The 23,203-nt window shown below is 72.4% G+C and carries 24 protein-coding genes and 1 pseudogene; 9 read left to right on the top strand and 16 right to left on the bottom strand.

Annotation, left to right across the window (positions count from 1 at the left end):
- Nucleotides 1-27 precede the first annotated feature (27 nt).
- Nucleotides 28-690 carry a response regulator transcription factor gene (locus CTZ28_RS26930; RefSeq protein ID WP_030041211.1) on the bottom strand — a complete coding sequence of 221 codons (663 nt, stop codon included), beginning with the start codon at nt 688-690 and terminating at the stop codon, nt 28-30.
- Nucleotides 691-959: 269 nt separating this feature from the next.
- On the bottom strand, nt 960-1,625 hold the full coding sequence (locus tag CTZ28_RS26925) for a DUF3000 domain-containing protein (RefSeq protein ID WP_121892299.1): 666 nt from the start codon (nt 1,623-1,625) through the stop codon (nt 960-962).
- A gap of 143 nt (nt 1,626-1,768) precedes the next feature.
- Here CTZ28_RS26925 and hemE point away from each other — a divergent pair, with 143 nt between their 5' ends.
- A complete protein-coding gene (gene hemE / locus CTZ28_RS26920; protein ID WP_121892298.1) occupies nt 1,769-2,836 on the top strand; it encodes a uroporphyrinogen decarboxylase in 1,068 nt (355 codons plus the stop codon).
- A gap of 1 nt (nt 2,837) precedes the next feature.
- On the opposite strand, the gene CTZ28_RS26915 is transcribed toward hemE, so the two are convergent.
- Nucleotides 2,838-3,662, bottom strand: coding sequence for a rhomboid family intramembrane serine protease (locus CTZ28_RS26915; RefSeq protein ID WP_121892297.1), 825 nt, complete (start codon nt 3,660-3,662; stop codon nt 2,838-2,840).
- A gap of 92 nt (nt 3,663-3,754) precedes the next feature.
- On the opposite strand from CTZ28_RS26915, the gene CTZ28_RS26910 reads away from it, so the two are divergent.
- Complete coding sequence (locus tag CTZ28_RS26910; protein WP_121892296.1) at nt 3,755-4,051, top strand: hypothetical protein; 297 nt, start codon at nt 3,755-3,757, stop codon at nt 4,049-4,051.
- A gap of 4 nt (nt 4,052-4,055) precedes the next feature.
- Here CTZ28_RS26910 and CTZ28_RS26905 read toward each other — a convergent pair whose 3' ends face one another.
- Nucleotides 4,056-5,462, bottom strand: coding sequence for an FAD-dependent oxidoreductase (locus CTZ28_RS26905; RefSeq protein WP_121892295.1), 1,407 nt, complete (start codon nt 5,460-5,462; stop codon nt 4,056-4,058).
- Nucleotides 5,463-5,526: 64 nt separating this feature from the next.
- Nucleotides 5,527-6,525, bottom strand: a complete 999-nt coding sequence (locus tag CTZ28_RS26900) for a DUF4349 domain-containing protein (RefSeq protein WP_121892294.1) — start codon at nt 6,523-6,525, stop codon at nt 5,527-5,529.
- A 158-nt stretch (nt 6,526-6,683) separates the two neighbouring features.
- Between CTZ28_RS26900 and hemG the strand changes: the two genes are divergently transcribed.
- Both hemG and hemQ read left to right on the top strand, forming a co-directional pair.
- Nucleotides 6,684-8,150 carry a protoporphyrinogen oxidase gene (gene hemG / locus CTZ28_RS26895; protein ID WP_121892293.1) on the top strand — a complete coding sequence of 489 codons (1,467 nt, stop codon included), beginning with the start codon at nt 6,684-6,686 and terminating at the stop codon, nt 8,148-8,150.
- 4 nt (nt 8,151-8,154) lie between these two features.
- Entirely contained in the window at nt 8,155-8,886 is a 732-nt protein-coding gene (hemQ, locus tag CTZ28_RS26890) for a hydrogen peroxide-dependent heme synthase (RefSeq protein WP_121892292.1), read from the top strand.
- 9 nt (nt 8,887-8,895) lie between these two features.
- Here hemQ and CTZ28_RS26885 read toward each other — a convergent pair whose 3' ends face one another.
- The 6 genes from CTZ28_RS26885 to CTZ28_RS26865 form a co-directional block, all read right to left on the bottom strand.
- Nucleotides 8,896-10,539, bottom strand: a complete 1,644-nt coding sequence (locus CTZ28_RS26885) for an alpha/beta hydrolase (RefSeq protein ID WP_121892291.1) — start codon at nt 10,537-10,539, stop codon at nt 8,896-8,898.
- A gap of 214 nt (nt 10,540-10,753) precedes the next feature.
- The gene (locus tag CTZ28_RS26880) at nt 10,754-11,527 is read right to left on the bottom strand and encodes a DUF4142 domain-containing protein (RefSeq protein WP_121892290.1); all 774 of its coding nucleotides are present in this window, start codon (nt 11,525-11,527) and stop codon (nt 10,754-10,756) included.
- Between the two features lie 131 nt (nt 11,528-11,658).
- Nucleotides 11,659-12,963: an MbnB/TglH/ChrH family RiPP precursor modification enzyme gene (locus CTZ28_RS26875; RefSeq protein WP_121892289.1), complete on the bottom strand. Its 1,305-nt coding sequence runs from the start codon at nt 12,961-12,963 to the stop codon at nt 11,659-11,661.
- Between the two features lie 553 nt (nt 12,964-13,516).
- Complete coding sequence (locus tag CTZ28_RS26870) at nt 13,517-14,677, bottom strand: methyltransferase domain-containing protein (RefSeq protein WP_121892288.1); 1,161 nt, start codon at nt 14,675-14,677, stop codon at nt 13,517-13,519.
- Complete coding sequence (locus tag CTZ28_RS48655; protein ID WP_259471821.1) at nt 14,677-14,811, bottom strand: hypothetical protein; 135 nt, start codon at nt 14,809-14,811, stop codon at nt 14,677-14,679. The genes CTZ28_RS26870 and CTZ28_RS48655 overlap by 1 nt, the downstream gene beginning before the upstream one ends.
- A 272-nt stretch (nt 14,812-15,083) precedes the next feature.
- Nucleotides 15,084-15,674 (bottom strand): hypothetical protein, encoded by a 591-nt coding sequence (locus tag CTZ28_RS26865; RefSeq protein WP_121892287.1) that lies wholly within the window; start codon nt 15,672-15,674, stop codon nt 15,084-15,086.
- 303 nt (nt 15,675-15,977) lie between these two features.
- Here CTZ28_RS26865 and CTZ28_RS26860 point away from each other — a divergent pair, with 303 nt between their 5' ends.
- From CTZ28_RS26860 to CTZ28_RS48645, 5 genes are all read left to right on the top strand, one after another.
- Nucleotides 15,978-16,865 (top strand): hypothetical protein, encoded by an 888-nt coding sequence (locus tag CTZ28_RS26860; protein ID WP_259471820.1) that lies wholly within the window; start codon nt 15,978-15,980, stop codon nt 16,863-16,865.
- Complete coding sequence (locus CTZ28_RS48650; RefSeq protein WP_259471819.1) at nt 16,843-16,995, top strand: hypothetical protein; 153 nt, start codon at nt 16,843-16,845, stop codon at nt 16,993-16,995. Before CTZ28_RS26860 ends, CTZ28_RS48650 begins: the two co-directional genes overlap by 23 nt.
- Nucleotides 16,992-17,534, top strand: coding sequence for a flavoprotein (locus tag CTZ28_RS26855; protein ID WP_121892286.1), 543 nt, complete (start codon nt 16,992-16,994; stop codon nt 17,532-17,534). The genes CTZ28_RS48650 and CTZ28_RS26855 overlap by 4 nt, the downstream gene beginning before the upstream one ends.
- A gap of 363 nt (nt 17,535-17,897) precedes the next feature.
- A complete protein-coding gene (locus CTZ28_RS46650) occupies nt 17,898-18,413 on the top strand; it encodes a hypothetical protein (RefSeq protein WP_147481205.1) in 516 nt (171 codons plus the stop codon).
- Nucleotides 18,413-18,913, top strand: a complete 501-nt coding sequence (locus tag CTZ28_RS48645; RefSeq protein WP_259471818.1) for a hypothetical protein — start codon at nt 18,413-18,415, stop codon at nt 18,911-18,913. The genes CTZ28_RS46650 and CTZ28_RS48645 overlap by 1 nt, the downstream gene beginning before the upstream one ends.
- Nucleotides 18,914-19,604: 691 nt before the next feature.
- On the opposite strand, the pseudogene CTZ28_RS26840 reads toward CTZ28_RS48645, so the two are convergent.
- The 5 genes and pseudogenes from CTZ28_RS26840 to CTZ28_RS26820 form a co-directional block, all read right to left on the bottom strand.
- Nucleotides 19,605-20,338 (bottom strand): annotated as a pseudogene (locus CTZ28_RS26840) (peptidyl-tRNA hydrolase).
- 60 nt (nt 20,339-20,398) lie between these two features.
- Complete coding sequence (locus CTZ28_RS26835) at nt 20,399-20,581, bottom strand: hypothetical protein (RefSeq protein ID WP_121892284.1); 183 nt, start codon at nt 20,579-20,581, stop codon at nt 20,399-20,401.
- A gap of 18 nt (nt 20,582-20,599) precedes the next feature.
- The gene (locus CTZ28_RS26830) at nt 20,600-21,457 is read right to left on the bottom strand and encodes a polysaccharide deacetylase family protein (RefSeq protein WP_121892283.1); all 858 of its coding nucleotides are present in this window, start codon (nt 21,455-21,457) and stop codon (nt 20,600-20,602) included.
- Between the two features lie 122 nt (nt 21,458-21,579).
- Nucleotides 21,580-22,149 carry a YbhB/YbcL family Raf kinase inhibitor-like protein gene (locus CTZ28_RS26825; protein WP_121892282.1) on the bottom strand — a complete coding sequence of 190 codons (570 nt, stop codon included), beginning with the start codon at nt 22,147-22,149 and terminating at the stop codon, nt 21,580-21,582.
- 136 nt (nt 22,150-22,285) lie between these two features.
- Entirely contained in the window at nt 22,286-23,200 is a 915-nt protein-coding gene (locus tag CTZ28_RS26820) for a slipin family protein (RefSeq protein ID WP_121892281.1), read from the bottom strand.
- Nucleotides 23,201-23,203 lie beyond the last annotated feature (3 nt).

The raw sequence follows: 23,203 nt of genomic DNA, 5'->3' as shown, positions 1-23,203 counted from the left end.
GTACGGATCCGGTCGTCGTCGGCGGGCTCAGTGGATGATGCCGGTGCGCAGGGCCACGGCGACCATGCCGGCCCGGTCACCGGTGCCCAGCTTGCGGGCGATGCGGGCGAGGTGGCTCTTGACGGTCAGCGCGGACAGGCCCATCGAGACGCCGATGGCCTTGTTCGACTGGCCCTCGGCGACCAGACGCAGCACCTCGACCTCGCGGCCGGACAGTTCGCGGTAGCCGCCCGGGTGGCTCGGGGCACCCGGGGGGCGGCGGTGCATACGGGCTGCGGCGGCGCCGATGGGGGCGGCGCCCGGTCGGGTGGGGAGCCCGATGTTGGTCCGGGTGCCGGTGACGACGTAGCCCTTGACCCCGCCGGCCAGGGCGTTGCGCACGGCGCCGATGTCGTCGGCGGCGGACAGCGCCAGGCCGTTGGGCCAGCCCGCGGCCCGGGTCTCGGACAGCAGGGTCAGGCCGGAACCGTCCGGCAGGTGGACGTCGGCGACGCAGATGTCGCGGGGGTTGCCGATGCGGGGACGAGCCTCCGCGACGGACGAGGCCTCGATGACGTCGCGCACACCGAGCGCCCACAGGTGGCGGGTGACGGTGGAGCGGACGCGCGGGTCGGCCACGACCACCATGGCGGTCGGCTTGTTCGGGCGGTAGGCGACCAGGCTTGCGGGTTGCTCAAGGAGAACGGACACCAGGCCTCCTGGGGTGCGGGACGGGGCCGGCTCGTGGGGGGTGAAGCCGGGACGAACCGTGCTTTCAAGGTCACAGTCGTCTTCGGCACCAAACCCGTCCGCCTTTAGAGAATGATCACGAACTAGTGAGAACATTCCGTGCAATTCGGACGCGCGATCGATCAGTCGTGGATCGAGCCGGTTCGAGCGGGTTCGCTTCGAGGGCTGAAAGTGGCCGTATCGACAAAGGGGTGGTCAACGAAATGATGATCGTCCGGCGGCCCGGGCGGTCAGCGGGACTGCGGATCCCTGCGCTGCGGCAGGGTCACCACCGACGCGTCGCCCGGGGCGGCCGGCGGCAGCCCCGCGATCTGGGCCAGCAGATCGCACCAGGACGCCAGATGGGCCGCCGTGTCCGGCACCCCGCCCAGCCCCTCCCGGGGCGTCCAGGAGGCCCGGATCTCGATCTGCGAGGCGGGCGGGCGCGGGGAAAGACCGCCGAAGTAGTGCGAGCCCGCACGCGTCACGGTGCCGCTCGGATCCCCGTACGTCAGCCCGCGTGCCTGGAGCGCACCGGTCAGCCACGACCAGCACACCTCCGGCAGCAGCGGGTCGGAGGCCATCTCCGGCTCCAGTTCCGCGCGCACCAGCGTCACCAGCCGGAAGGTGCCGCGCCAGGCGTCGTGCCCGGCCGGTTCGTGCAGCAGGATCAGCCGGCCGTCGGCCAGATCCTGGTCGCCGTCGACGACCGCCGCCTCCAGGGCGTACGCGTAGGGGGCGAGCCGCTGGGGCGCGGGTGTCGGATCCACCTCGATCTGCGGCCGCAGCCGCGCGGTCCGCAGCGCCTCGACTGCGGCCCGGAAGGCCGGCGGCGCCGAACTGTCCGTGTGCCCGTCCCCCTTCGCCTCGTCCATCCCACCAGCGTCGTCCGACAATCGTCCCTGAGCCGCAGCCATGCGGGGAAGAGTAAAGGGAACGGGCGCCGCGCGCAGGGAGAGACACCACCTAAGACATCCCCTGAGAGTGCACCCGAGGGCGTCGCCGCCTCCCGTCGAGGGCCCGGCCGGACCGGGTCCGGGACCGTGCGAGACTTTCCGTCGTGAGTGCCAACGCAAGCCCCACGGGCCAGCAGCCGACAGCGACGTACGACAGCGCCTTCCTCAGGGCGTGCCGGCGCGAACCCGTGCCGCACACCCCCGTGTGGTTCATGCGCCAGGCCGGCCGCTCCCTGCCCGAGTACCGCAAGGTGCGCGAGGGCATCCCGATGCTGGAGTCCTGCACCCGCCCCGAACTGGTCGCCGAGATCACGCTCCAGCCGGTGCGCCGGCACAACGTGGACGCCGCGATCTACTTCAGCGACATCGTCGTCCCGCTCAAGGCCATCGGCGTCGACCTCGACATCAAGCCCGGCGTCGGCCCGGTCGTCGAGCGTCCCGTCCGCACCCGGGCCGACCTCGACCGGCTGCGCGACCTCACCCCCGAGGACGTCTCCTACGTCACCGAGGCCATCGGCCTGCTCACCCGCGAACTCGGCCCGACCCCGCTCATCGGCTTCGCCGGCGCCCCCTTCACCCTGGCGAGCTATCTCGTCGAGGGCGGCCCGTCCCGGACGTACCAGCACGCGAAGGCGATGATGTACGGCGACCCCGGGCTGTGGGCCGACCTGCTCGACCGCCTCGCCGACATCACGGCCGCCTTCCTGAAGGTGCAGATCGAGGCGGGCGCCTCCGCGGTCCAGTTGTTCGACTCCTGGGCCGGCGCGCTGGCCCCCGTCGACTACCGGCGCTCCGTGCTGCCCGCCTCCGCCAAGGTGTTCCGCGCCGTCGCCGGATACGGCGTCCCGCGCATCCACTTCGGCGTCGGCACCGGCGAGTTGCTGACGCTCATGGGCGAGGCCGGCGCGGACGTCGTCGGCGTCGACTGGCGCGTCCCGCTCGACGAGGCCGCCCGCCGCGTCGGCCCCGGCAAGGCGCTCCAGGGCAACCTCGACCCGACGGTCCTCTTCGCCACCGAGGAGGCTGTGGAGGCGAAGGCCCGCGAGGTGCTCGACGCGGCGGCCGGGCTGGAGGGCCATGTCTTCAACCTCGGCCACGGCGTGCTGCCCGACACCGACCCGGACGCGCTGACCCGGCTCGTGGAGTACGTGCACACGCACACCGCCCGCTGACTCACCACGTCGGCCAGGGCCGGGCCCGCCTGCCGAACAGCAGCCGGGGCGGCTCCGGCGGGGGCGGGGTGCCCGGCCGCAGCGGCAGCGCGAACAGCATGCCGACGACGAAGCCGACGATGTGCGCCGCGTACGCCACCGTCCCGGTACCGGAGACGCCAAGACCGGACGAGTACACCGCCTGGAGCACGAACCAGAAGCCCAGCACCAGCCAGGCCGGCAGCCTGAGCGGCAGGAAGATCAGGAACGGCACGAGGACCCAGACCCTGGCCTTCGGATACAGCACCAGGTAGGCGCCGAGGACGCCGGCGATCGCCCCGGACGCGCCGATCAGCGGCTCGGCCGAGGCGGCGTTGAGCAGGGCGTAGCCGTACCCGGCCGCGTAGCCGCAGACGACGTAGAAGAGGAAGTACCGGATGTGGCCCATCCGGTCCTCGACGTTGTTGCCGAAGATCAGCAGGAACAGCATGTTGCCCAGCAGATGCAGCCAGCCGCCGTGCACGAACATCGCCGTGAAGACCGACAGCGGCGGCGACTTGTCGTACGACGGCGGGGCCACCACACAGCCCGGCCCCTGCGGGCCGACGCCCACCGCGCCGGTCGGGACCAGCCCCGGCAGCTGATGGTGGATCAGCTCTCTGGGCACCGCCGCGTACTGGTCCATGAACGCCTGCAGATGGCACAGCTGCGCCAGATCGCCGCCGCCGGACACGGAACCGGCCGTGCCGGGCGTGACCAGGAAGACGAAGACGTTCGCGGCGATCAGCGCGTACGTCACCCAGGGGGTGCGGCGCACCGGGTTCACGTCATGGACGGGGATGACCACACAGGAGTACTGCCCGCGACACGGCGGGCGAATCGGTGAACGCCGCCGGGCGTGGCTGCGTATCCCTGGGCAACCGACGTGAGGACCAGGCGATGAACGACCGAGTGACCCCGCAGACATTCCCCGCGATGCAGGCCCTGCCGGACGGCGAGGCGGAGATCTCCCTCGTGGTGCGGCTCCCGTGGGAGGACGTCGCCCGGCTCGGCCAGGAGGCCGGGCGGCTCGCCGCGCAGATGCAGCGGCCGGTGACCCTCGACGAGGCCGTCAGCCACCGCCTGCGGTCCGTGCGCGCGACCGCCTCGCACGCGAAGCCCGCCGGGGAACAGCCGCAGACCATGACCTCCACCGCGTCCGTGGCCTCCCTGCCCCGGATCAGCGGAACGGCATAGCCGGCTATCGCGCGGGGCCGGTGTTCCGGATCTTGGCCGCTGCCTTGCGGGCCGCCACCAGGACGGGGTCCCATACCGGGGAGAAGGGTGGTGCGTAGCCCAGGTCCAGGGCTGTCATCTCCTCGACCGTCATCCGCGCGGTCAGTGCCACCGCGGCGATGTCCACGCGCTTGGCCGCGCCCTCCCTGCCCACGATCTGGACCCCGAGCAGCCGCCCCGTACCGCGCTCGGCGAGCATCTTCACCGTCATGGGAGAGGCGCCGGGGTAGTAGCCGGCCCGGCTGGTCGACTCGATGGTGACCGTCTCGAACCGCAGACCCACCCGGCGCGCGTCCTTCTCGCGCAGCCCGGTGCGGGCGATCTCCAGGTCGCAGACCTTGCTCACCGCCGTGCCGACCACGCCCGGGAAGGTGGCGTAACCGCCGCCGACGTTGGTGCCGATGACCTGGCCGTGCTTGTTGGCGTGGGTGCCGAGGGCGATGTGCCGCTCCTGGCCCGAGACCAGGTCGAGCACCTCGACGCAGTCGCCGCCGGACCAGATGTCCTCCTGGCCCCGGACCCGCATCGCGAGGTCGGTGAGCAGCCCGCCGTGGCGGCCGAGCGGCAGCCCCGCCGCGTCGGCGAGCGCCGTCTGGGGGTGCACACCGATCCCGAGGACCACCACGTCGGCCGGAAACTCGGCGTCCTCCGTCGCCACCGCCCGCACCCGGCCGTCGTCCCCCGTGAGCAGCTTGGTGACGGGCGCGTCGTTGACCATGGTGATGCCCAGGCCCTCCATGGCCCGGTGCACCAGCCGGCCCATGTCCGGGTCGAGCGTGGACATGGGCTCCGCGCCGCGGTTGACGACCGTCACCTCGTAGCCCCGGTTGATCAGCGCCTCGGCCATCTCCACCCCGATGTAGCCCGCGCCGACGATGACCGCACGGCGGCCCCGGGTGTGCGCCAGCGTGTCCAGCAGGGCCTGGCCGTCGTCCAGGGTCTGCACGCCGTGCACCCCGGGGGCGTCGACGCCCGGCAGATCGGGGCGTACGGGCCGTGCGCCGGTCGCGATCACCAGCTTGTCGTACGACGTCCAGGACTCGGCACCGGAATCGACGTCACGCGCGCGTACCCGCTGCCGGGCCACGTCGATCTCCGTGACCTCGGTGCGCATGCGCAGATCGATGTCCCGCGCGCGGTGCTCACGCGGCGAGCGGGCGATCAATCGGTCGCGTTCGGGGACGTCACCGCCCACCCAGTACGGGATGCCGCACGCCGAGTAGGACGAGAAGTGGCCGCGTTCGAACGCCACGATCTCCAGTTCGCCGGGCCCCCGCAGCCGGCGCGCCTGCGACGCCGCGGACATTCCCGCGGCGTCGCCGCCGATCACGACCAGCCGTTCCGTCCCGCCCCGCGCACCGCTCATGCCCATGTGAACACGCTACGGGCGCGAGGCATTTCAGGCCCGTCCGGCCCGGTCCCGGCCGGCTCCGGGCTCAGCCCTCGTCGCCGGACTCCTGGGCGCCCGCGTCCCCGGACACCGGCCGGGCCTGGGGCAGCGGGCCCACGGCGGTGGTGACCGGCGCGGGCGCCGCGCGGCGCGGCAGCCGGGGCCGTACGACCCGCAGCCACACCAGGACGAGCAGCGCCGCCACGGCCGCGAAGGGCAGCACCGCGCCCAGGGCCAGGGCGATCCAGCGCAGCATCGTGACGAAGACGTGCCAGCCGCCCAGGACCGCGTCCAGGAAGCCGGGGGTGTCGTCCCGCGCGGTCCGCTTCGCCGGCGCCTCGGACAGCGTCAGGGTGATGGTGGCGAGGCTCGTGCGGTCCTTCAGGGACGCCTGCTGGGCGAGCAGCGACTCCAGGTCGGCCTCGCGGCTGCTCAACTCCCGTTCCAGGGTGACCACGTCGCTGAGCCGGTCCGCCCGGTCCATCAGCTCGCGGATCCGGGACACGCTGGCCCGCTGCGAGGCGATCCGGCTGTCCACGTCCACGACCTGGTCGGTGACGTCCTCGGCCCGCGCGGTGCGCGAAAGCAGCCTGCCCGTGCCCTGGAGGTCGGCGAGGACCCCGTCGTACGCGCCGGTGGGCACGCGCAGGACGACCCGGGTGCGCTCATGGCCCCCGGAGTCCCGGCTGGTGCTCTCCCGGCCGACGAATCCGCCCGCGCCCTCGGCGGCGGCGCGGGCCTCGTCCAGCGCCTTGGGCACGTCCGCGACCCGCACGCTCAGGGAGGCGGTGCGGATGATGTGCTCGGCCCTGATCCGGGGCGCCTCGGGGGCCGTCCCGGCGTCCGCTGCCCGGCCCGGCGCGCCGGCCTCGCCGACCGCTGCGGAGCCGGCGGCCGTGTCCCGCTCGGCCGGGCCGGCCGCGACGGCCTTGTTGTCACCGCCGCTCGCGCTGTCGGAGGCGCCGCAGCCGGTCAGCGCGACGGCGGCGGCCAACAGGATCCCGGCCAGGGCGGGCACGGGGCGTACGGAGCGTGAAGTGCGCATGTGGCGATTCCCCCAAGGGTCGTGACGACTGACGCTCCTACGACGCGGCACCCCGACGGGACGTTGGCGGGGGACGGTTCCGATGAGGTCACGGTCACGACGCGAGCGGGACACGAGGCGCCGAGTCGGCCGTCAGAGGTGTCTGAGAGGCTGGAGCCATGAGCGGATCGGATACGGGCACGGACCATGTCGTCGTCATCGGAGCCGGGATCGCCGGGCTGGCAGCAGCGCACCGGCTGCTGGACCGCGGGGCGCGGGTGACCGTGCTGGAGGCGGCGGACCGGGTCGGCGGCAAGCTGCTGGCCGGCGAGATCGCGGGCGTGCGGGTGGACCTGGGGGCCGAGTCGATGCTCGCCCGCCGGCCGGAGGCGGTGGCACTCGCGCGCGAGGTGGGCCTGGCGGACCGGCTGCGCACCCCGGCCACCACGACCGCCTCGATCTGGACCCGCGGCGCGCTGCGCCCCATGCCCAAGGGACATGTGATGGGCGTGCCCGGCACGGCGTCCGCGCTGGCCGGCGTGGTCTCTGAGGAGGGCCTCGCACGCATCGGCCGCGAGGCCGGACTGCCGCGCACCGAGACGGGCGAGGACGCGGCGGTCGGGGAGTACGTGGCGACGCGGCTCGGCCGCGAGGTCGTCGACCGCCTGGTCGAGCCGCTGCTCGGCGGGGTGTACGCGGGCGACGCGTACCGCATCTCGATGCGCTCGGCCGTCCCCCAGCTGTTCCAGGCCGTACAGACCCACGACTCACTGACCGAGGCGGTCCGCGACCTCCAGGCGAAGGCCGCAGCGGACCCGCGGACCGGCCCGGTCTTCCAGGGCATCGAGGGCGGCGTGGGCCGGCTGCCGCTCGCGGTCGCCGAGGCCGTGCGGGCGCGGGGCGGCGCCGTGCTCACCTCGGCACCGGCGACGGAGCTGCGCCGGGAGGCGGCGGGCGGCTGGCGCGTGGCCGCCGCCGACCGGGTGCTGCACGCCGACGCCGTGGTGGTCGCCGTGCCCGCGCCCGCCGCCGCCGGCCTGCTGGCCGCCGAGTCCCCGGGCGCCGCCGCCGAACTGCGGGCCGTCGAGTACGCCTCCATGGGCCTGGTCACCCTCGCCTACCGGCGGGACGCCGTGGCCCTCCCCGAAGGCAGCGGCTTCCTCGTGCCGCCCGTCGACGGGCACACCATCAAGGCGTCCACCTTCGCCTCCGTGAAGTGGGGCTGGATCGCCGAGGAGGACCCCGAGGTGATCGTGCTGCGCACCTCCGTCGGGCGGTACGGCGAGACGGAGATCCTCGGCCGCGAGGACGCCGACCTGGTCGACGTCTCCCGGCACGATCTGCGCGAGGCCATCGGCCTGACCGCCGAACCCCTCGAGACCCGGGTCACCCGCTGGACCGGCGGCCTGCCCCAGTACCCCGTCGGCCACCACGCGCGCGTGGCCCGCATCCGCGAGCACGTCGCCAAGCTCCCGGGGCTCGCCGTGTGCGGCGCCCCGTACGACGGCGTCGGGATCCCGGCGTGCATCGCGAGCGCGGAGGCCGCCGTCGACCGGCTCGCGGACGACCTGCGCGCGGGCGGTCCCACCGCGGTGGAGCCGACCACCGACCCGGTGCACGGCCCGCAGGGCGGAGCGGGAGAATAGGCACATGAGTGACGACGCCCCCACCACCGAGTCCGGCAGGATCCCCAACAAGGGCAAGCTGGCCAAGGACCTCAACGAGGTCATCCGCTACACGCTGTGGTCCGTCTTCCGGCTGAAGGACGCGCTGCCCGCGGACCGCACGGGCTACGCCGACGAGGTCCAGGAGCTGTTCGACCAGCTCGCCGCCAAGGACGTGACGGTCCGCGGCACCTACGACGTCTCCGGGCTGCGCGCCGACGCCGACCTCATGATCTGGTGGCACGCCGAGACCAGCGACCAGCTCCAGGAGGCGTACAACCTCTTCCGCCGCACCAGGCTGGGCCGCGCGCTGGAGCCGGTGTGGTCGAACATGGCGCTGCACCGCCCCGCCGAGTTCAACCGCTCGCACATCCCGGCGTTCCTCGCCGACGAGACGCCCCGCGCCTACATCAGCGTCTACCCCTTCGTGCGCTCCTACGAGTGGTACCTGCTGCCCGACGAGGACCGCCGCCAGATGCTCGCCGACCACGGCAAGATGGCCCGCGGCTTCCCGGACGTGCGCGCCAACACGGTCGCCTCGTTCTCCCTCGGCGACTACGAGTGGATCCTGGCGTTCGAGGCCGACGAACTGCACCGCATCGTCGACCTCATGCGCCATCTGCGCGGCTCGGAGGCCCGCCGGCACGTCCGCGAGGAGATCCCCTTCTTCACCGGACGCCGCAAGGAGATCGGCGAGCTGGTCGCGGGGCTCGCGTAGGACGCACCGTCAGGCCCGCTCGGCCTTGCCCCTCAGCGCGTCCCGCGGGGACTGCCGCTCGGCACGGCCGCCCGGTGTCTTCGGCCGCGGCTCCGGGCGCGGCGCGCACGCGGCGTGCCGCCCCGGGACCCGGCCCTCCAGCAGATATGCCTCCAGATGGGCGTTGACGCACGGGTTCGAACCGCCCGCGATCCCGTGCGTCCCCGTGTCCCGCTCGGTCACCAGGACCGAGCCGGCCAGCCGCCGGTTCATCTCCAGCGCCCCGGCGTAGGGGGCGGCCGCGTCCCGCTCACCGGCCAGGATCAGCGTCGGCGGCAGCTCGCCCGGCCCGGTCCGCACATCGAGGGGCTGCTGCCGGGGCGCCCGCCAGTAGGCGCACGGCAGATTGGCCCACACGTTGTCCCAGGTCTCGAAGGGCGCCACGCGCGCGAGCCGGGTGTTGTCGCGGTCCCACACCGCCCAGTCCGTCGGCCAGGGCGCGTCGTTGCACTCGACGGCCGTGTAGACCGCGTTCGCGTTCTCGGCCTCGGCGGCCGTCCCGGCGACCGGCGCGGCGATCCCCACCAGCGGCTCGGCATCGCCCTTGAGATACGCCGACAGCGCCTCGGCGCGGCTCGGCCAGAAGTCGTCGAAGTACCCGGCCGTCAGGAACGCGCCCTGCAACTGGCCCGGCCCGACCTTGCCGTCCGCGGGTTCGGCGGACAGCCGGGCCCGCGCCTGCTCGTAGCTGAGCCGCACCTGTTCGGGTGTGCTGCCGAGCCCGTACACGTCGTCGTGCCGGGCGATCCACTCGCGGAAGTCCGTCCAGCGGCTCTCGAACGCGGCCGACTGGTCCAGGTTGGCGCGGTACCAGATCTGCGCGGGGTCCGGGTTCACCGCCGAGTCCAGCACCATCCGCCGTACGTGCGAGGGGAACAGCGCCGCGTACAGCGCGCCGAAGTAGGTGCCGTACGAGGCGCCCATGAAGGTCAGCTTGTCCTCGCCCAGCGCGGCCCGCAGGACGTCCAGGTCACGGGCGTTGTTGAGCGAGTTGTAGTACTGCAGGGCGCTGCCGGTCCGTTCGGCGCAGCCGCGCGCGTACGCCTTCGCCTGCGCGATCCGCTCCTGCTTGTACGACGCCGAGGGGTGCGTCGGCGCCTGCGCGGGCCCCTTGTAGAAGTGCGCGGGGTCCTGGCAGGACAGCGGCGCCGAGCGGCCCACCCCGCGCGGGGCGTAGCCGATCAGGTCGTACGCGGCGGCGATCCGCCGCCACTCGGGCAGCACCCCGATCACCGGGAAGTGCAGGCCGGAGGCGCCGGGACCGCCCGGGTTGAAGACGAGGGCGCCCTGCCGCCGCACCTTGAGCTTGCTGTTGTGCGGGTCCTTCTGGGTGGCCCGCACCCGGCTGACCGTCAGGGTGATCTGCTTGCCGTCGGGGTGCGCGTAGTCGAGCGGCACGGACACGGTGCCGCACCGCAGGACTGCCGGCGCTTCCTGCTCGGCGGAGCACGTCCCGAAGTCGAAGCCCGCCGCCCGGGCGCGCGCGGCGGCCACCGCGGTACCGCGGGCCTCGGCCGCGGCGCCCGGAGCGCCCGGGGCGCTGTCGGCGGGGGCGGCGGCGAGGGTGGTCAGGAGCAAGGATCCGGCGGCCGAGTAGAGGGCGGCAGCTTTCATCGGGTATCCCTTCGGAGCGCGGCAGCACCGGTGCTGCGGCGACAAGAGGGAAGTTTCGTTCGCCTGCCGGCGAAGGCAAGCACCGTCCGGCGGTGTCGGCGCCAATGCTCCCCGTGCGCCCCCGGCGGGCCCGCTTGCGGGCTGGTCGCGGCGCGCGGTCCGGGCATCCCGGCCGGGGCGGGCAGCAGCAGCGTAATTCCCCTTCCCGGGCAGGTCAGGGGCTGGCGGGTGGCGGTGCGGAGGCGGCCGGCGGGAGCGTCGGGGAGGGTGCGGGGGAGGGGGCGACCGGGATCGCCGAGGCGACGTCGACCGCCGGCGGCGTGGAGTCGGCGCCGGACGGCGGGCCGCTCGCCGTCAAGTCCCGGGCCAGCGCGGCGAAGTCGACGTAGCCCGTCGCCTCCAGGACCTTGATGTGGTCCAGGACGGTGGCGTTGGCGTCGTCGGCGAGATCGCGCACCAGCGAGTTCTGGGTGCCGGCCCGGACCTCGGCGACGACGGAGAAGACCTTGCCGTGGGCCAGCCTGAGGATGTTGGCGAACTTGCGGTCGAAGTCCGTTCCCTGCGCGGCGTTCAGCTCCGCCAGCCAGTCCTGCTGCTGTGCGGTGGCCGCGTTGGGCAGGGCCAGGCCGAGCCGCGAGGCGACGAGGCGGACATGGGCGTCCAGAGTGGTGTGTCCCTCGACGAGATGCTGTCCGGCCGTCCGCACCGCCGGGGTGGTGCCCTTGCGCTCCGCCAGTTCGCCGGCCGGCAGTTCCCACAGTCCGGCCAGCCGGACCCTGATGACCAAGTCCTCGTCACGCGCGGACAGCGGGCCGTACGGTGTCGTCTCGGTCCGTGCGCTCAGCACGTCCGCGCCGGTCGTCCCGGACCGGTCGGCGTAGGACCAGACCGGGAAGACCAGCGCCGCGAGCGTCGCGGCCAGGCCCGCGATGATGAGCGCGGTGCCGCTGAAGATGCCTCTGCCCTTGATCGGGGGGCGCGGTCGCATGGTGCCTCCTGCGTGCGGCACCGCAAGCCGGTGTGCGTGGGGTGGGCGCGAGTCGGCATATTACTGCGCAGACCGCCCCGACCGTCCGCGTGGTCCGCGTCTGCCCGGCGCCCCGCCGCTCCCGGGTCCTGTCATCCCCTGCGGGCCAGTACCCGTCGTGCTGCCCGGCTCACCCGGGCGACCCGGCGCTGGGATCGTGGCGTGGGTCCCGATCGTTCCAGCCACCATGTGCGCAGCTCCCGCCGTACCCCGGCGTCCTCGGGGCGCCGTGTGCGCAGCAGATGTGCCACGAAGTCCAGCGCGTCCCGTCGGTATCCGCCGGTCATCGGCTGTGCCTGCGCGTAGTCGAGGAACGCCGGGCGGTACCGGGCACCGAGGACCGCGGGCAGTTCTGGCGCGACCTTGGCCACCACGTCCGCCCGCTTCGCGGCGAGCGCCCGTGCCTGCACCCCCATCCGCACCCGGTCGAAGCCCTCGGGCAGCGGGGTCCCGGCGACCAGCGCGGAGAGCACCGCAGCCTGGGCGAGCGCGACCCGTTCCCGGTTCGGTTCGGCTGCCGCCCGCGCGGCCGTCCGTGCCGTCGGCCGCGGGGCGGCGGCACGCCGGTGTACGGCGCCCTCGTCCACGGCCGTCCGGACGGCCGCCAACTCCCGCTCCAGTTCCCCGGGTCCGGGGAAGTTCTCGTCGCGCTCCAGCAGCACCCCCGGCGGCCGGACCCGGGAGGCCAGGTCGGTCAGGATGTCGAGGACCGGCCGCGGGACCGGGTGGGCGTGGCTGTCGTGCCACACGCCGTCGCGCTCGAATCCGCCCGCGACATGGACGTACGCGATGGCCTCCAGCGGCAGTTCGGCGAGCGCCCGGGCCGGGTCGTCGCCGCGGTTGACGTGGTTGGTGTGCAGGTTCGCCACGTCGATGAGCAGCCGCACACCGGTCCGGTCGGCCAGTTCGTACAGGAACTGCCCCTCGCTCAACTCCTCGCCGGGCCAGGAGATCAGCGCGGCGATGTTCTCCACGGCGAGCGGCACCGGCAGGGCCTGCTGGGCGATGCGCACGTTCGCGCACAGCACGTCGAGGGCGTCACGGGTGCGCGGCACGGGCAGCAGATGGCCCGCTTCCAGGCGCGGGGACGCGGTCAGCGGGCCGCCGGCCCTGACGAACGCGATGTGCTCGGTGACCAGGGGCGAGCCCAGCGCGGTGGCGCGTTCGGCGAGGGCGGTCAGTCGGCCCTCGTCGGGCCGGTCCGCGTCGCCGAGGCCGAGCGAGACCCCGTGCGGGACCACGGTCACCCCGCGTTCGCGCAGCCGCAGCAGCGACGCGGGCAGATGCCCGGGGCACACGTTCTCCGCCACGACCTCGACCCAGTCGATGCCCGGCATGTGCTCCACGGCGTCCGCGATCTCCGGTCGCCAGCCGATCCCCGTCCCCAGTCGTCGCATCGCCCTGCCCCCTCCGTGCCTCCTCGCCGCCGTCGTGGCGTGACGGAGGTATGGCCCGGCCGACCGGCCCCGAACCCCGCAGCCCGGGTCTTCAGAGCAACATTTGAGGTTCCCGGCGGCCGGCGATGCCGCGCGGGCCGGGTCAGGCTCCGCCCCGGCGGCCCAGAGCCGGATGGTCGGCGACCACCGTGTACGCGCCGGGGATTACTGCACAGATCGGTTCCATGAGCATCTTTCAGCCACAAAACACTTGCCTAGTGTTGTTTAGCGATCACCGATTGTGCCATTGGCGCGTGCGAGTGTCTATCGAAAAGACTCGAAAAGTCCTTTGTGTTCGGTGAGTTGAAGAATGGCACGCAACACGGAACCGGGGCTCAGGCCGGCAACAACAGCAAGGCCCCGCTCGTCTGCCACGGGGGAGGCAGACGAGCGGGGCCCGTGCACAAGGTCAGCGGGTCTGGGTGGGCTGGCCACGTCCGGGGCACATGGGCCCGCTGCCTGATGCTCAGCAGCGGGCCCGGTGGCGTCGACCGCCCTTGGCGTGCGGGACTGGTTACACGGGCCAGGAGTTCTCCGGTGTGTCCAGCCACGCGTGCTGGGCGCCGTCCTTGGTGACGGTGAGACCGAACCGGTCGTAGCCGGGCTCGCCGGCGTCCTGCCACCAGCGCAGGGCTGCGGTCACTTCGTGCCACAGCTCCCGGTCGCCGGACTGCCACACGGTCGTCGGCCGGCCGTCGCGGAACATCACGCACGCCCAGGAGCGGTCGGTGAGCCCGAAGAACCAGACCGGGCGTGCGCCGTCCCGCTTGTCCGCGACCGTGCAGTGGCAGTCGGGGACGCGGAGCCCGAGCGCGAACGTCCGGGCCTCGAAGCGGCCGGAGCCGAGCAGTTCGGCCTCGGTCACCTCCGTCGTCGACCGGGACGCCCCGCCGACCCCGTCCGGTACGTATGCCGAGTGGCCGTCGAAGGCCAGGCGCTGGGCGCGTACCTTCATGAACTCCGCGGCCCTGGTGAACGGTCCGCTCGCGCCCTCCGGGCCAACGGTCAGGCGCACGATGGCGTCCTCGTTGCCGAAGTGCGTGCCCCAGGGGGCCACGATGACCCCTTGGCGCCGGACCTGCTCCAGCCAGGCGCCGGGGATCTGCCGCAGCCCCGCGGTGGCGATGATCCGGTCGTAGGGTGCTCCCGCCGGATCGCCGAGCGCCCCGTCCCGGGTGAGGACTGTGCCGAGCAGGTCGGCGGCTGCGAGGCGGTCACGGGCTGCAGCCGCCACGTTGCTGTCGATCTCGATGGTCACGACCCTGTCCGGGCCCAGCCGGTGCGTCAGGAGGGCGGCGTTCCAGCCGGTGCCGGTGCCGATCTCCAGAACGCGGTGGCCGTGCTGTACGTCGAGGTCGCCCAGCATGCGGAAGACGACCGTGGGCATCGACGCCGACGAGGTGGGCATCTTGCCGGGGCCGTGGCCCTCGCCGTCGTCCCACTGGGTCACCAACGGCATGTCGGCACTCGCGAACGACTCCCAGTCTTCCGGGGCGGTGCGCCGGTCGACTTCCATGACCTTGCCGGTGTCCATGTCGAAGGGCCAGAAGACCTCCGGGAGGAAGGCGGACCTCGGCACGGCAAGGAACGACGGCATCCACTCCGGGGACATCGCACCGCTCTCCTGGAGGGAGTGGCCCAGAGCGGACCACTCCTCCCTCACGGCCAGTGCCATCAGACGGCGTAGCGGGGGCCGCCGTCGGGGGACGGGGGCTCCTCCGGCCCCGGCCAGGGCTCGCCCGGCAGTCCGTCGCCGCCTTCGTCGCCCTCGCCTCCGTTACCGCCGCCCAGGTGAATCTGAAGCTTCATCGCTGTCTCCGTTCGCTCGGTACATCGTTGCCCTGCCGGACTGCGCCGGGAAGGGGGTTGAGACCCGCTCCGCTGGAGACTTGCGGTGCTCCAGCGGAGCGGGAGGACCCGCCGAGCCGGGGTTGCGGTCCTCGGCCCGGCGGGGGTACGGGTGCGGCCCTGACCCGAAGCGGCCGCCATGGGGGTGCGTCAGCGCGGTACCTGCGCCAGCACCAGTGCGAGAACCGGGCCCGTCACGGCCGTCACGTACACGAGCAGGCCGGTGACCGTCCTCAGGGCGCCTCGCTCGCGCTCTCGTCGTGGTCGCACAGCGCCCACCGCCTCGGCCTGCGGCGTCGCCATGTCTCCGGCTCCTCGGGCATCCGGTGCCGCCCGGCGGCGATCAGCCGGGCCACGGTAAGGGGAGCGCACATCAGGGCAGCGGAGGCGATAGGCACGGACCAGTAGGACACGCGGGCCTGCGCTTCGAGACGCGTGACAGTTACTCGGGGGACGCCCAGGTAGGTGCCGCGGCCCAGGCAGTCGACGTCCACCACCCGCCAGTCGTCAACCGCCTTCTTCCATGTCACGGGCTTCGTGGCAGGCACCAGCGCGTAGTAGCGCTGTCCATGGGGGTCGTAGATGACGGGGCAACCATGGAGGGACTCGGCAAGGAACGCGTCGACTTCCGCGGACGCAAAGGGGCGGCCGACCGCAGCCTCCACCAGGCGCCCGGGCAGCCGGACCGCCGAGAAGAGGCCCCCGAGCGGCAGGAGGGCTACGCCGTGCTCCTGCCACTCCAGCCGGGCGCGGTCGCGGTGCGGGCCGTCGAGCGTCGATAACAGCCAGTGCTCCGTCGCCAGGTGCCGGTCTGTCCCCTGCATCGGTCACGCCTCCACGGTCACGGTGATCCCTCTCACACAGGCACCGTAGGACGCGGTACAACAGTGGAGGGCACGCAAAGTGCGTGCCTTGTTCCTGGGGCGCACGTGGACACTTCAGGCATCGGCCGCCGCATCGCGTACTGGCGCGCTCGGCGCGGCTTCACCCAGACCGACTTTGGCCAGCTCATGGGGCAGACGAAGCGATGGGTGCAGGACATCGAAGGCGGGAAACGACAATAAGACCCCCGCCTGTCGGTACTGGTGCGTGCGGCTGAAGTTCTGCGCGTACCACTGGAGCAACTCTTGACCGACAGCCTGTCCGAACCACCCGCGGGCAGTGCCCCGCCCGCCGACGCCATCGGCGTCATCGACGCCCTCTACGGGCCCGCACCCTCCACCGAGCCGCCCGCGCTGGCCGTCCTCCAGCAGCGCCTCGTCTACTGCTGCGAAGCGTTTCAGGCATGCCACTACGCCACCCTCGCCCGGGAACTACCCGCCCTGATCGCCGGTGCCGGGCAGGCAGCACACAACGCACCCGTCGGCGCCCAGTCCGAAGCCCAAGGCGTGCTGTCCCGCGTCTACCAGCTGGTGACGTCGTACCTGCACAAGTACGGGGAGGCGACCGCGACTCAGGCAGCGCTCGCCGCGGACCGCGCGCTCGTCGCAGCGGAGCGATCCGGGGACCCGGCCCAGATCGGGGCTGCGGCCCGCAGAGTGGCGAAGAGCCTCGTGTACCAGCAGCGGCCGGAGACGGCCGTGGAGTTCGCCATCACCTCTGCGTGCCGCCTCCAGGGCGGCCTCGTCGAGCGGGGACCGCTCGGCCTGTCCACCCTCGGCATGCTGTACCTGTCCGCCGCCCTTGCCGCGTCCTCGCAGGAACGCACCACCGCCCGGGTTCGCGCGGCCACCAACTTCGTCGACGAGGCCGCGGACGTCGCCAAGCGCCAGGGCGACGACCTCAACCAGGACTGGACGATGTTCGGCCCGACCAACGTCGGCCTGCACCGGGTAGACATGCTGATCCGCTTCGAGGACGGCTGGTCGGCACTCGAAGCCGCGGACAAAGGTGAGCCCGGAAGCGGTCGCCGGAATGACCCGGGAGCGGCAGGCCGGCCATCACGTCGCGATGGCACGCGCTTCGCTCTTGACACGGCACAAGGACACCGCGGTGAAGGAACTCCTGGCGGCTGACAAGCTGGCGCCCGAGGAGGTGCGGGGTCGGCCGGACACGGTGAACCTGGTCAAGGACATCGTCGGCGCAACCGCGTCCCCTGGCGGCGAGTTGCGTGCGCTGGCCAAACGCTGTGGACTCCGCGCATGACGACTCCAGTGCTATATCTGATCGCTTGTGCTGCAGGGCCCACCCAGTACATCGACGACGGCGTGCGTGCTGGGCAGGCTGACGGGTGGGACGTGTGCCTGCTCCTCACTCCGTCCGCGGCAGGCTGGTGGGAGCCGCGGATGCAGGAACTCGTGGAGTTGACCGGTCGTCCGGTGCGGTCGCGGTACAAGCTGCCGTGGGAGAAGGATGTGTTGCCGAAGGCGGACGCGATGCTGGTGGCGCCGATGTCGTGCACGACGCTGAACAAGTGGGGCGCGGGCATCTCCGACACTGTGGCGATCGGCATTCCGTCGGAGGCGGTGCACATGGGCGTGCCGGTGGCGGCGATGCCGTACTTCAACCAGGCGCAGGGTGCGCAGCCTGCGGTGGCGCGGTCGATCGCTGCGTTGCGGGAGCAGGGTGTTCTCGTGCTCGACGGGCCGGACGGTTATGCGTCGCATCCGCCGAAGCAGGGGAATCCGAAGGCGTTCCCGTGGGGTAGCGCGCTGGCCGGCGTGCGGCGGTTGGCCGGCGCCTGACGCCAGCGCGCCTGGGCATGACGAAATGGCCCCTGCCGCCCGAAGGCAGCAGGGGCCGATAGCCACTGGTCAGGGTGCCTTGGTTCAGCGGCGAGGGGTGAGTGTGCCCCTCCCATGGGGCCGGGGAGGGGCACACCCTGCGTGGACCGGCCGTTCCGGGCCTCGGGGCTGTGGTGGGTCCGAGGTCTGGTAGCGGTACCCAGTCTCATGCTGGCAGCGGTCCGCCAGGCCGTGGAATCGGGCGGGGTATCCAGGTGACAGCAGGGCGTTCGACACACACTTGTTCCCCTGCGAGCTCAAATTAGGCTCAGAAGATCAAGAAGCAGACTGACGTGCCCATGACCTTCACTTAATCTCCAAGTGGTGACCGACGTTCCTGATGGGGGAAACGGGATGCCGGACGAACCCACAGTGATACCGGCACCCCCCAAGGACTGGCCGAACAGCGAGTACTGTGGACCGTCGCACGGGGTCTACACACCGTCAACTCAGGGCAAGCAGTACCACAAGGGGGTGGGCCCCACGCTGGCGAATTACAACGGCACGTCCCGAACCGCCAAGTCGACCTTTACGTCAGAAGTGACCGGTGAAGTCGGAGTCAGCGTGACGTCCGGTCTGCAGACGAGCATCAACACGATGCTGGCGAAGCTCGAAGGCAAGTTCGACGTGAACCTGTCCGCGAAGCTCACCGCGAAGTTGGGCAACACCATCAGCGTGGACACGCCGTCCAAGAAGACTACGAATGCCAAGTACGGCGTCTACCGACTCAAGCACACAGGGGTCAGCTACATCCTCTACAGCAACTGCCAATCCTCCACTCGCAAAACCATCACCAGCTACAGCCCCTACAAGGTCGGCTGGTATCTCTGGGAGAGCTGATGTCCACAGTCGCCCGATCGACCCGCCGTCCAGGCGTCCTTGCGGTCTGCGTGATACTGGGTGGCTTCGCACTCGATGGCTGCTCAGGGAACGATCAGGCGGAAGGCCCCGACAGAACCACCACGCCTGCCACGACGGCGTCCGCAACGCCGGGGGAGAACTCCGCCAGGGCGGAACACATCGCGGGAGAAGCGGTCACCAAAGCCCCCAAGCTGCCATCTGGGGAACCGCTGACCCAAGTGGCTTCGGCCAAGGGCAACCGTGAACTTGAGCTGGGGCACATCACCACACAACCACTGTCCGTGTTGGTGAACTGCCAGGGCAAGGGCACGCTGACGGTCGAGGTTCGGCCGATGGGGCTCAGCTTCCCACTGGAATGCGTGGCCAGTGAGGTCAGCAGCACGTACAACGAGCTGCGTCTCAAGAAGGGCCGGGAGAACGGGGTTGTGTCCGTGACTGCTCCTTCCTCTGTCCGCTGGTCGCTTACTGTGGGCCAGTAGGCACGCAGCACTATGGACAGGGGTTGCCTGGCTGAAATCTAGATAACCCCTGTTCGCCTCGCATAACTCCGCTGACTTTGGTGCAGCACGCCAAGGACGGCTGCCACATGGCCGGTTGGATCTCCGCATCCAGCCCGCCAGGGCCGCCAAGAACGCCGATCGGGCGAGGGGCCACTGGGCCGGTACGCTGACCCCCGACATGGCAAGACGCCCCCTGTGCCGTCCGCAATCCGGGCGGCACAGGGGGCGTATCTGGCTCACTTGCCGATGGCCTGCCACATGGATACCGCGAGTGCACCAACGCCCGTCAGGCCGGCCACGGCTGGCAGTGGCCACCGGTTCTTCTTCAACGATTCGACCTCGGCACGAAGCGCGTCGATGTTCTTCTCCGTGTCTTCCCGGAGCTGGCGGACATCGGCGTCGGTACGGTTCGTGCGCTCGACCAGGACACCGAGCGTGCCCTTGATGTCGGCGAGCTGCGGAGATCCTCCGGGAGATCCTTGAGCAGGAGGGCGCGCCGTACGCCGACATGTCGGATCGCTGGGAGCGGACGGCGTGGGAGATGCCGATCTCCGTCGAGGACCGGAAGCTGATCGTCGACATGCTGCGCAAGGCAAAGGCGCAGAAGCGCGGCGAGCGCAGCGCGTAGACACCCCTGACGGACCCAGTCAGGGGTGTGGTGTCCCTGGGATTACGGCTGGGGGTGTGGCAGGGAGCTGACGCGGTGATGTCCCTCGACTGCAAGAGTTAGCCCGGGGGCGATCTCTGTGAAGCCGGCGTCCTGTACCAACGGGAGTCCGCTGACGGTCAGTTCGCGCCAGGACGCCGGGTCCGCGGTGCGCACGGCCAGGGGGAAGCCGGCGTCCCGCCAGTCGGCCCGCTCCGCGGCGGACAGTTCCCACCAGGCGAGCTGGGCGCCGTGCCCGGCCTGGGCCATCGCCTTGCCTGCCGACATGTCGAGCTCCGGGTTCAGCCACAGCACGGGCTGGGCCGGGTCGGGGCCCGGCGGCTCCGGGTCGTCGAGTTCGGTGCCGGACACCTGGAGCCGGGCCAGGTCCTTGGGCCAGGCGTCCAGCGGCACCGGCGGGAAGACCCGCACCTCCGCGGACTTCCCGGTGACGGTGATGCCCGGCAGCGCCTCGGCCCGCCGCCACTCGGCGCCCCGGGCCCGCCGCACCACCTTGCGGATCCGGGCGTCCTGCCAGTCCCGCACCGCCCGCGCCCACTCCCCGTCGCCCGCGCCCGCTCGTCCGCGAGCAGCACGAGCACGGCCCGCGCAGCGGTCTCCAGGGCGTCGGTGCGCGCGGGCGGCGCCGCCCGCTCGATCCGCACGACGAGCGGCAGCACGAACTGCGGGGCCTCGTCGCGCGGGGAGCGCGCGGCACGGAAGGGGCTGTCACCGGGGGAGTCAGGAACGTCGCTCACGACAGCCCACCCTACGGGGCCGGGCGGCGCCGCGGTGGCCCGGTGCGCACGGGCCGTCGGTCACCCCGAGCAGGCGGTGCGCTGCGCCTCCTGCCACTCGCAGGCGGGGCACAGCGTGACGCCCCGGTGCGCCTGCGGGTACTCGGTCGGCTCGCGGCACAGCACGCACTCCGCGTACGGCGGACCGCCGGCCGGGGCGGGCCGGCCGGGGCCGCTGAGCGGGCTGGGGTCCTCGTCGGTCATGTGCTCAGCGTAGGCCGGTCAGCGGCCGGCGCCGGTCTGCGAGATCAGCGCGGACACCTTCACGAACCGAAAGCCCCGCTTGCGCAGTTCCGGCACGATCGTGCGCACGACCCGCTCGGTCGTCGGGGCGGCGCTGCGGGTGCAGTGCATGACGACCACCGACCCGGGCTTCACCCCCTCCAGCACCTGCCTGACGACCGCGTCGGCGTCCGTCGCGAACGCGTCCCCGCTCACCACGTCCCACTGCACCGCGGTGACCCCGAGCCCGCTCAGCGCGCGCAGTGACTGCCGGTCGTAGCAGCCGCCGGGGAAGCGGAAGTACGGCATCGGGTGCGGCACGCCCGCCTTGCGGAGGGAGGTGTACGCCTGCTCCACGTCCGAGCGCATCCGGTCGACGGAGACGGTCGGCAGGCCGTAGCAGTCGGCGGTGAAGGCGTAGTGGCTGTAGGAGTGGTTGGCGACCTCGAACAGCGGGTCGCCGCCGATGGAGCGGGCCTCGGCCGGGTACTGCTCGGCCCATCGCCCGGTCATGAACACGGTCGCCGGGACCTTCAGGTCGCGCAGGGCGGCGATGAGCTCGGGGTTGTCGAAGTGCTCGCCCGCCGCGGCGCGCGGTCCCTGGTCGGCGGTCATGTCGGCGTCGAAGGTGAGGGCGACGGTCTTGCCCCCGGTGCGCGGGCCGTTCGTGAAGACCGGGGTGAGACCGCCGGGGCCCGGGGTGAGCGTGGGCGGGCGCGAGGGCGGGGCGGAGGAGGGGGAGGCGGTCGGCTCGGCCGGGGCCCCGCCCGCGGCGCGCGGGGCCTTGACGGTGCCGCAGGCGGCGAGGGCTGCGCCCAGGGCGCAGAGGGCGGTGATGCGGCGTACGTGAGTGAACACCGTACGAAGATATGACTGGAGAAGTGGCCTGTCGGACGACATGGCTCGGGGGCTGGGAGCGCGTCACCCGCCCGGCCCCGCGCGCGCTGTGGCGCCCGCCCGGTGGGCCGCCGGGCGTCTGCTCAGCGGCCGTAGCGGCCGGTCAGGGTGCCGGAGGCGAGGGTGTGGCCGGCGAGGGCGCGCCGGAGGCCGTCGGCGGTGGCGGTCGCCGGAGTGAGGTCCGGACGCCGGTCGGCGGCGTAGACCGTGAAGACGTAGTGGTGCGGCCGGTCGCCCCGCGGCGGGCACGGGCCGCCGTAGCCGGGCTTGCGGAAGCCGTTGCGGCCCTGCGCCGCGCCCTCGGGCGCGTGGCCCGCGGTCAGCGCCGTGGTGCGCGGCGCGATGTCCCACACCAGCCAGTGCGTGAACGGGCCCTGCGGGGCGTCGGTGTCCTCGACGAGCAGGGCCAGCGAGGTCGCTCCCGCGGGTACGCCGGAGAAGGCGAGCGGCGGTGAGACGTCCGCGCCGTCGCAGGTGTGGCGGCGCGGGATCGTACCGCCCTCGGCGAAGGCGGAACTCGTCACGGCGATGTGCTGCCCGGACGACGGCGCGGGGGAGGAGGCCGTGGGCGTGGCGGCCCCGCCGTCCCCACAGGCCGCGGCACCGCCGAGCACGGCGGCCAGCACTCCGACGATCACCGGACGGTTGCGCATGCGTTCTCCTGTGGTGCGCGGGTTGTGGCGGGTGACGGCCGGATGGCGGTGGGCGTCCGAGGGGCGGGGCGGTCGGGGCCCGCAGGGCTGCTCCCGTGGGGTCGCGGAGGACCGTGCGGGAGTTCGGCTGCCTGGCTCAGGGGCGGTCCGGGCGGGGGTCGGGGGGCGGTGTGTCCTCCTGGGGCGCGCGGGTCGGGCGGGGTGCCCGGGCGGTGGAGTGGTCCTGGCCGTTCGGTGCGGTGGATTCGGTGTGGGGTGCGGCGGGAGGCGCCGCGTCGCTGCCCGTCGGCGGCTGCTGTGCCTTCTCCAGGAAGCGGAGCAGCTCCACCGGGAAGGGCAGCACCAGCGTGGAGTTCTTCTCGGCGGCCACCGCCACCACCGTCTGCAGCAGCCGCAGCTGCAGCGCGGCGGGGGTGTCGGCCATCTGCTGGGCCGCCTCAGCCAGCTTCTTCGACGCCTGGAATTCCGCGTCGGCGTTGATGATCCGGGCCCGGCGCTCGCGGTCCGCCTCGGCCTGGCGGGCCATGGACCGCTTCATCGTGTCCGGCAGCGAGACGTCCTTGATCTCGACCCGGTCGATCTGCACGCCCCAGCCCACGGCCGGGCTGTCGATCATCAACTCCAGGCCCTGGTTGAGCTTCTCCCGGTTGGACAGCAGATCGTCGAGATCGCTCTTGCCGATGATCGAGCGCAGCGAGGTCTGCGCCATCTGGGAGACGGCGAACCGGTAGTCCTCGACGTTGACGATCGCGGCCGTCGCGTCCATGACCTTGAAGTACACGACCGCGTCGACCCGCACGGTCACGTTGTCGCGGGTGATGCCCTCCTGCGCCGGGATCGGCATCGTCACGATCTGCATATTGACCTTGTGCAGCCGGTCGACCCCCGGGATCACCAAGGTGAAGCCCGGCGTCCGGGTCGGGTCCATGACCCGCCCGAGCCGGAAGACCACGCCGCGTTCGTACTGCTTGACGACCCGGGCCGCCGCGGCCAGGTAGACCAGGCCGGCGGCACCGAGGCCCACGAGGGCGCCCAACAGGTCCGAGAGCATGGC

This window comes from Streptomyces shenzhenensis (genome assembly GCF_003688995.1).
Classification (GTDB): domain Bacteria; phylum Actinomycetota; class Actinomycetes; order Streptomycetales; family Streptomycetaceae; genus Streptomyces; species Streptomyces shenzhenensis_A.
The sequence above is the reverse complement of the archived record's forward strand: the minus strand, read 5'-3'. Positions and strand labels throughout refer to the sequence as shown.

Bases quoted from the DNA above. Each gene is read 5' to 3' on its own strand.
- CTZ28_RS26925 (WP_121892299.1), bottom strand. From the start codon at position 1,625: ATGGCTGCGGCTCAGGGACGATTGTCGGACGACGCTGGTGGGATGGAC.
- CTZ28_RS26910 (WP_121892296.1), top strand. From the start codon at position 3,755: ATGAACGACCGAGTGACCCCGCAGACATTCCCCGCGATGCAGGCCCTG.
- CTZ28_RS26905 (WP_121892295.1), bottom strand. From the start codon at position 5,462: ATGGGCATGAGCGGTGCGCGGGGCGGGACGGAACGGCTGGTCGTGATC.
- CTZ28_RS26900 (WP_121892294.1), bottom strand. From the start codon at position 6,525: ATGCGCACTTCACGCTCCGTACGCCCCGTGCCCGCCCTGGCCGGGATC.
- hemG (WP_121892293.1), top strand. From the start codon at position 6,684: ATGAGCGGATCGGATACGGGCACGGACCATGTCGTCGTCATCGGAGCC.
- hemQ (WP_121892292.1), top strand. From the start codon at position 8,155: ATGAGTGACGACGCCCCCACCACCGAGTCCGGCAGGATCCCCAACAAG.
- CTZ28_RS26885 (WP_121892291.1), bottom strand. From the start codon at position 10,539: ATGAAAGCTGCCGCCCTCTACTCGGCCGCCGGATCCTTGCTCCTGACC.
- CTZ28_RS26880 (WP_121892290.1), bottom strand. From the start codon at position 11,527: ATGCGACCGCGCCCCCCGATCAAGGGCAGAGGCATCTTCAGCGGCACC.
- CTZ28_RS26875 (WP_121892289.1), bottom strand. From the start codon at position 12,963: ATGCGACGACTGGGGACGGGGATCGGCTGGCGACCGGAGATCGCGGAC.
- CTZ28_RS26870 (WP_121892288.1), bottom strand. From the start codon at position 14,677: ATGGCACTGGCCGTGAGGGAGGAGTGGTCCGCTCTGGGCCACTCCCTC.
- CTZ28_RS48655 (WP_259471821.1), bottom strand. From the start codon at position 14,811: ATGAAGCTTCAGATTCACCTGGGCGGCGGTAACGGAGGCGAGGGCGAC.
- CTZ28_RS26865 (WP_121892287.1), bottom strand. From the start codon at position 15,674: ATGCAGGGGACAGACCGGCACCTGGCGACGGAGCACTGGCTGTTATCG.
- CTZ28_RS26855 (WP_121892286.1), top strand. From the start codon at position 16,992: ATGACGACTCCAGTGCTATATCTGATCGCTTGTGCTGCAGGGCCCACC.
- CTZ28_RS48645 (WP_259471818.1), top strand. From the start codon at position 18,413: ATGTCCACAGTCGCCCGATCGACCCGCCGTCCAGGCGTCCTTGCGGTC.
- CTZ28_RS26835 (WP_121892284.1), bottom strand. From the start codon at position 20,581: ATGACCGACGAGGACCCCAGCCCGCTCAGCGGCCCCGGCCGGCCCGCC.
- CTZ28_RS26825 (WP_121892282.1), bottom strand. From the start codon at position 22,149: ATGCGCAACCGTCCGGTGATCGTCGGAGTGCTGGCCGCCGTGCTCGGC.
- CTZ28_RS26820 (WP_121892281.1), bottom strand. From the start codon at position 23,200: ATGCTCTCGGACCTGTTGGGCGCCCTCGTGGGCCTCGGTGCCGCCGGC.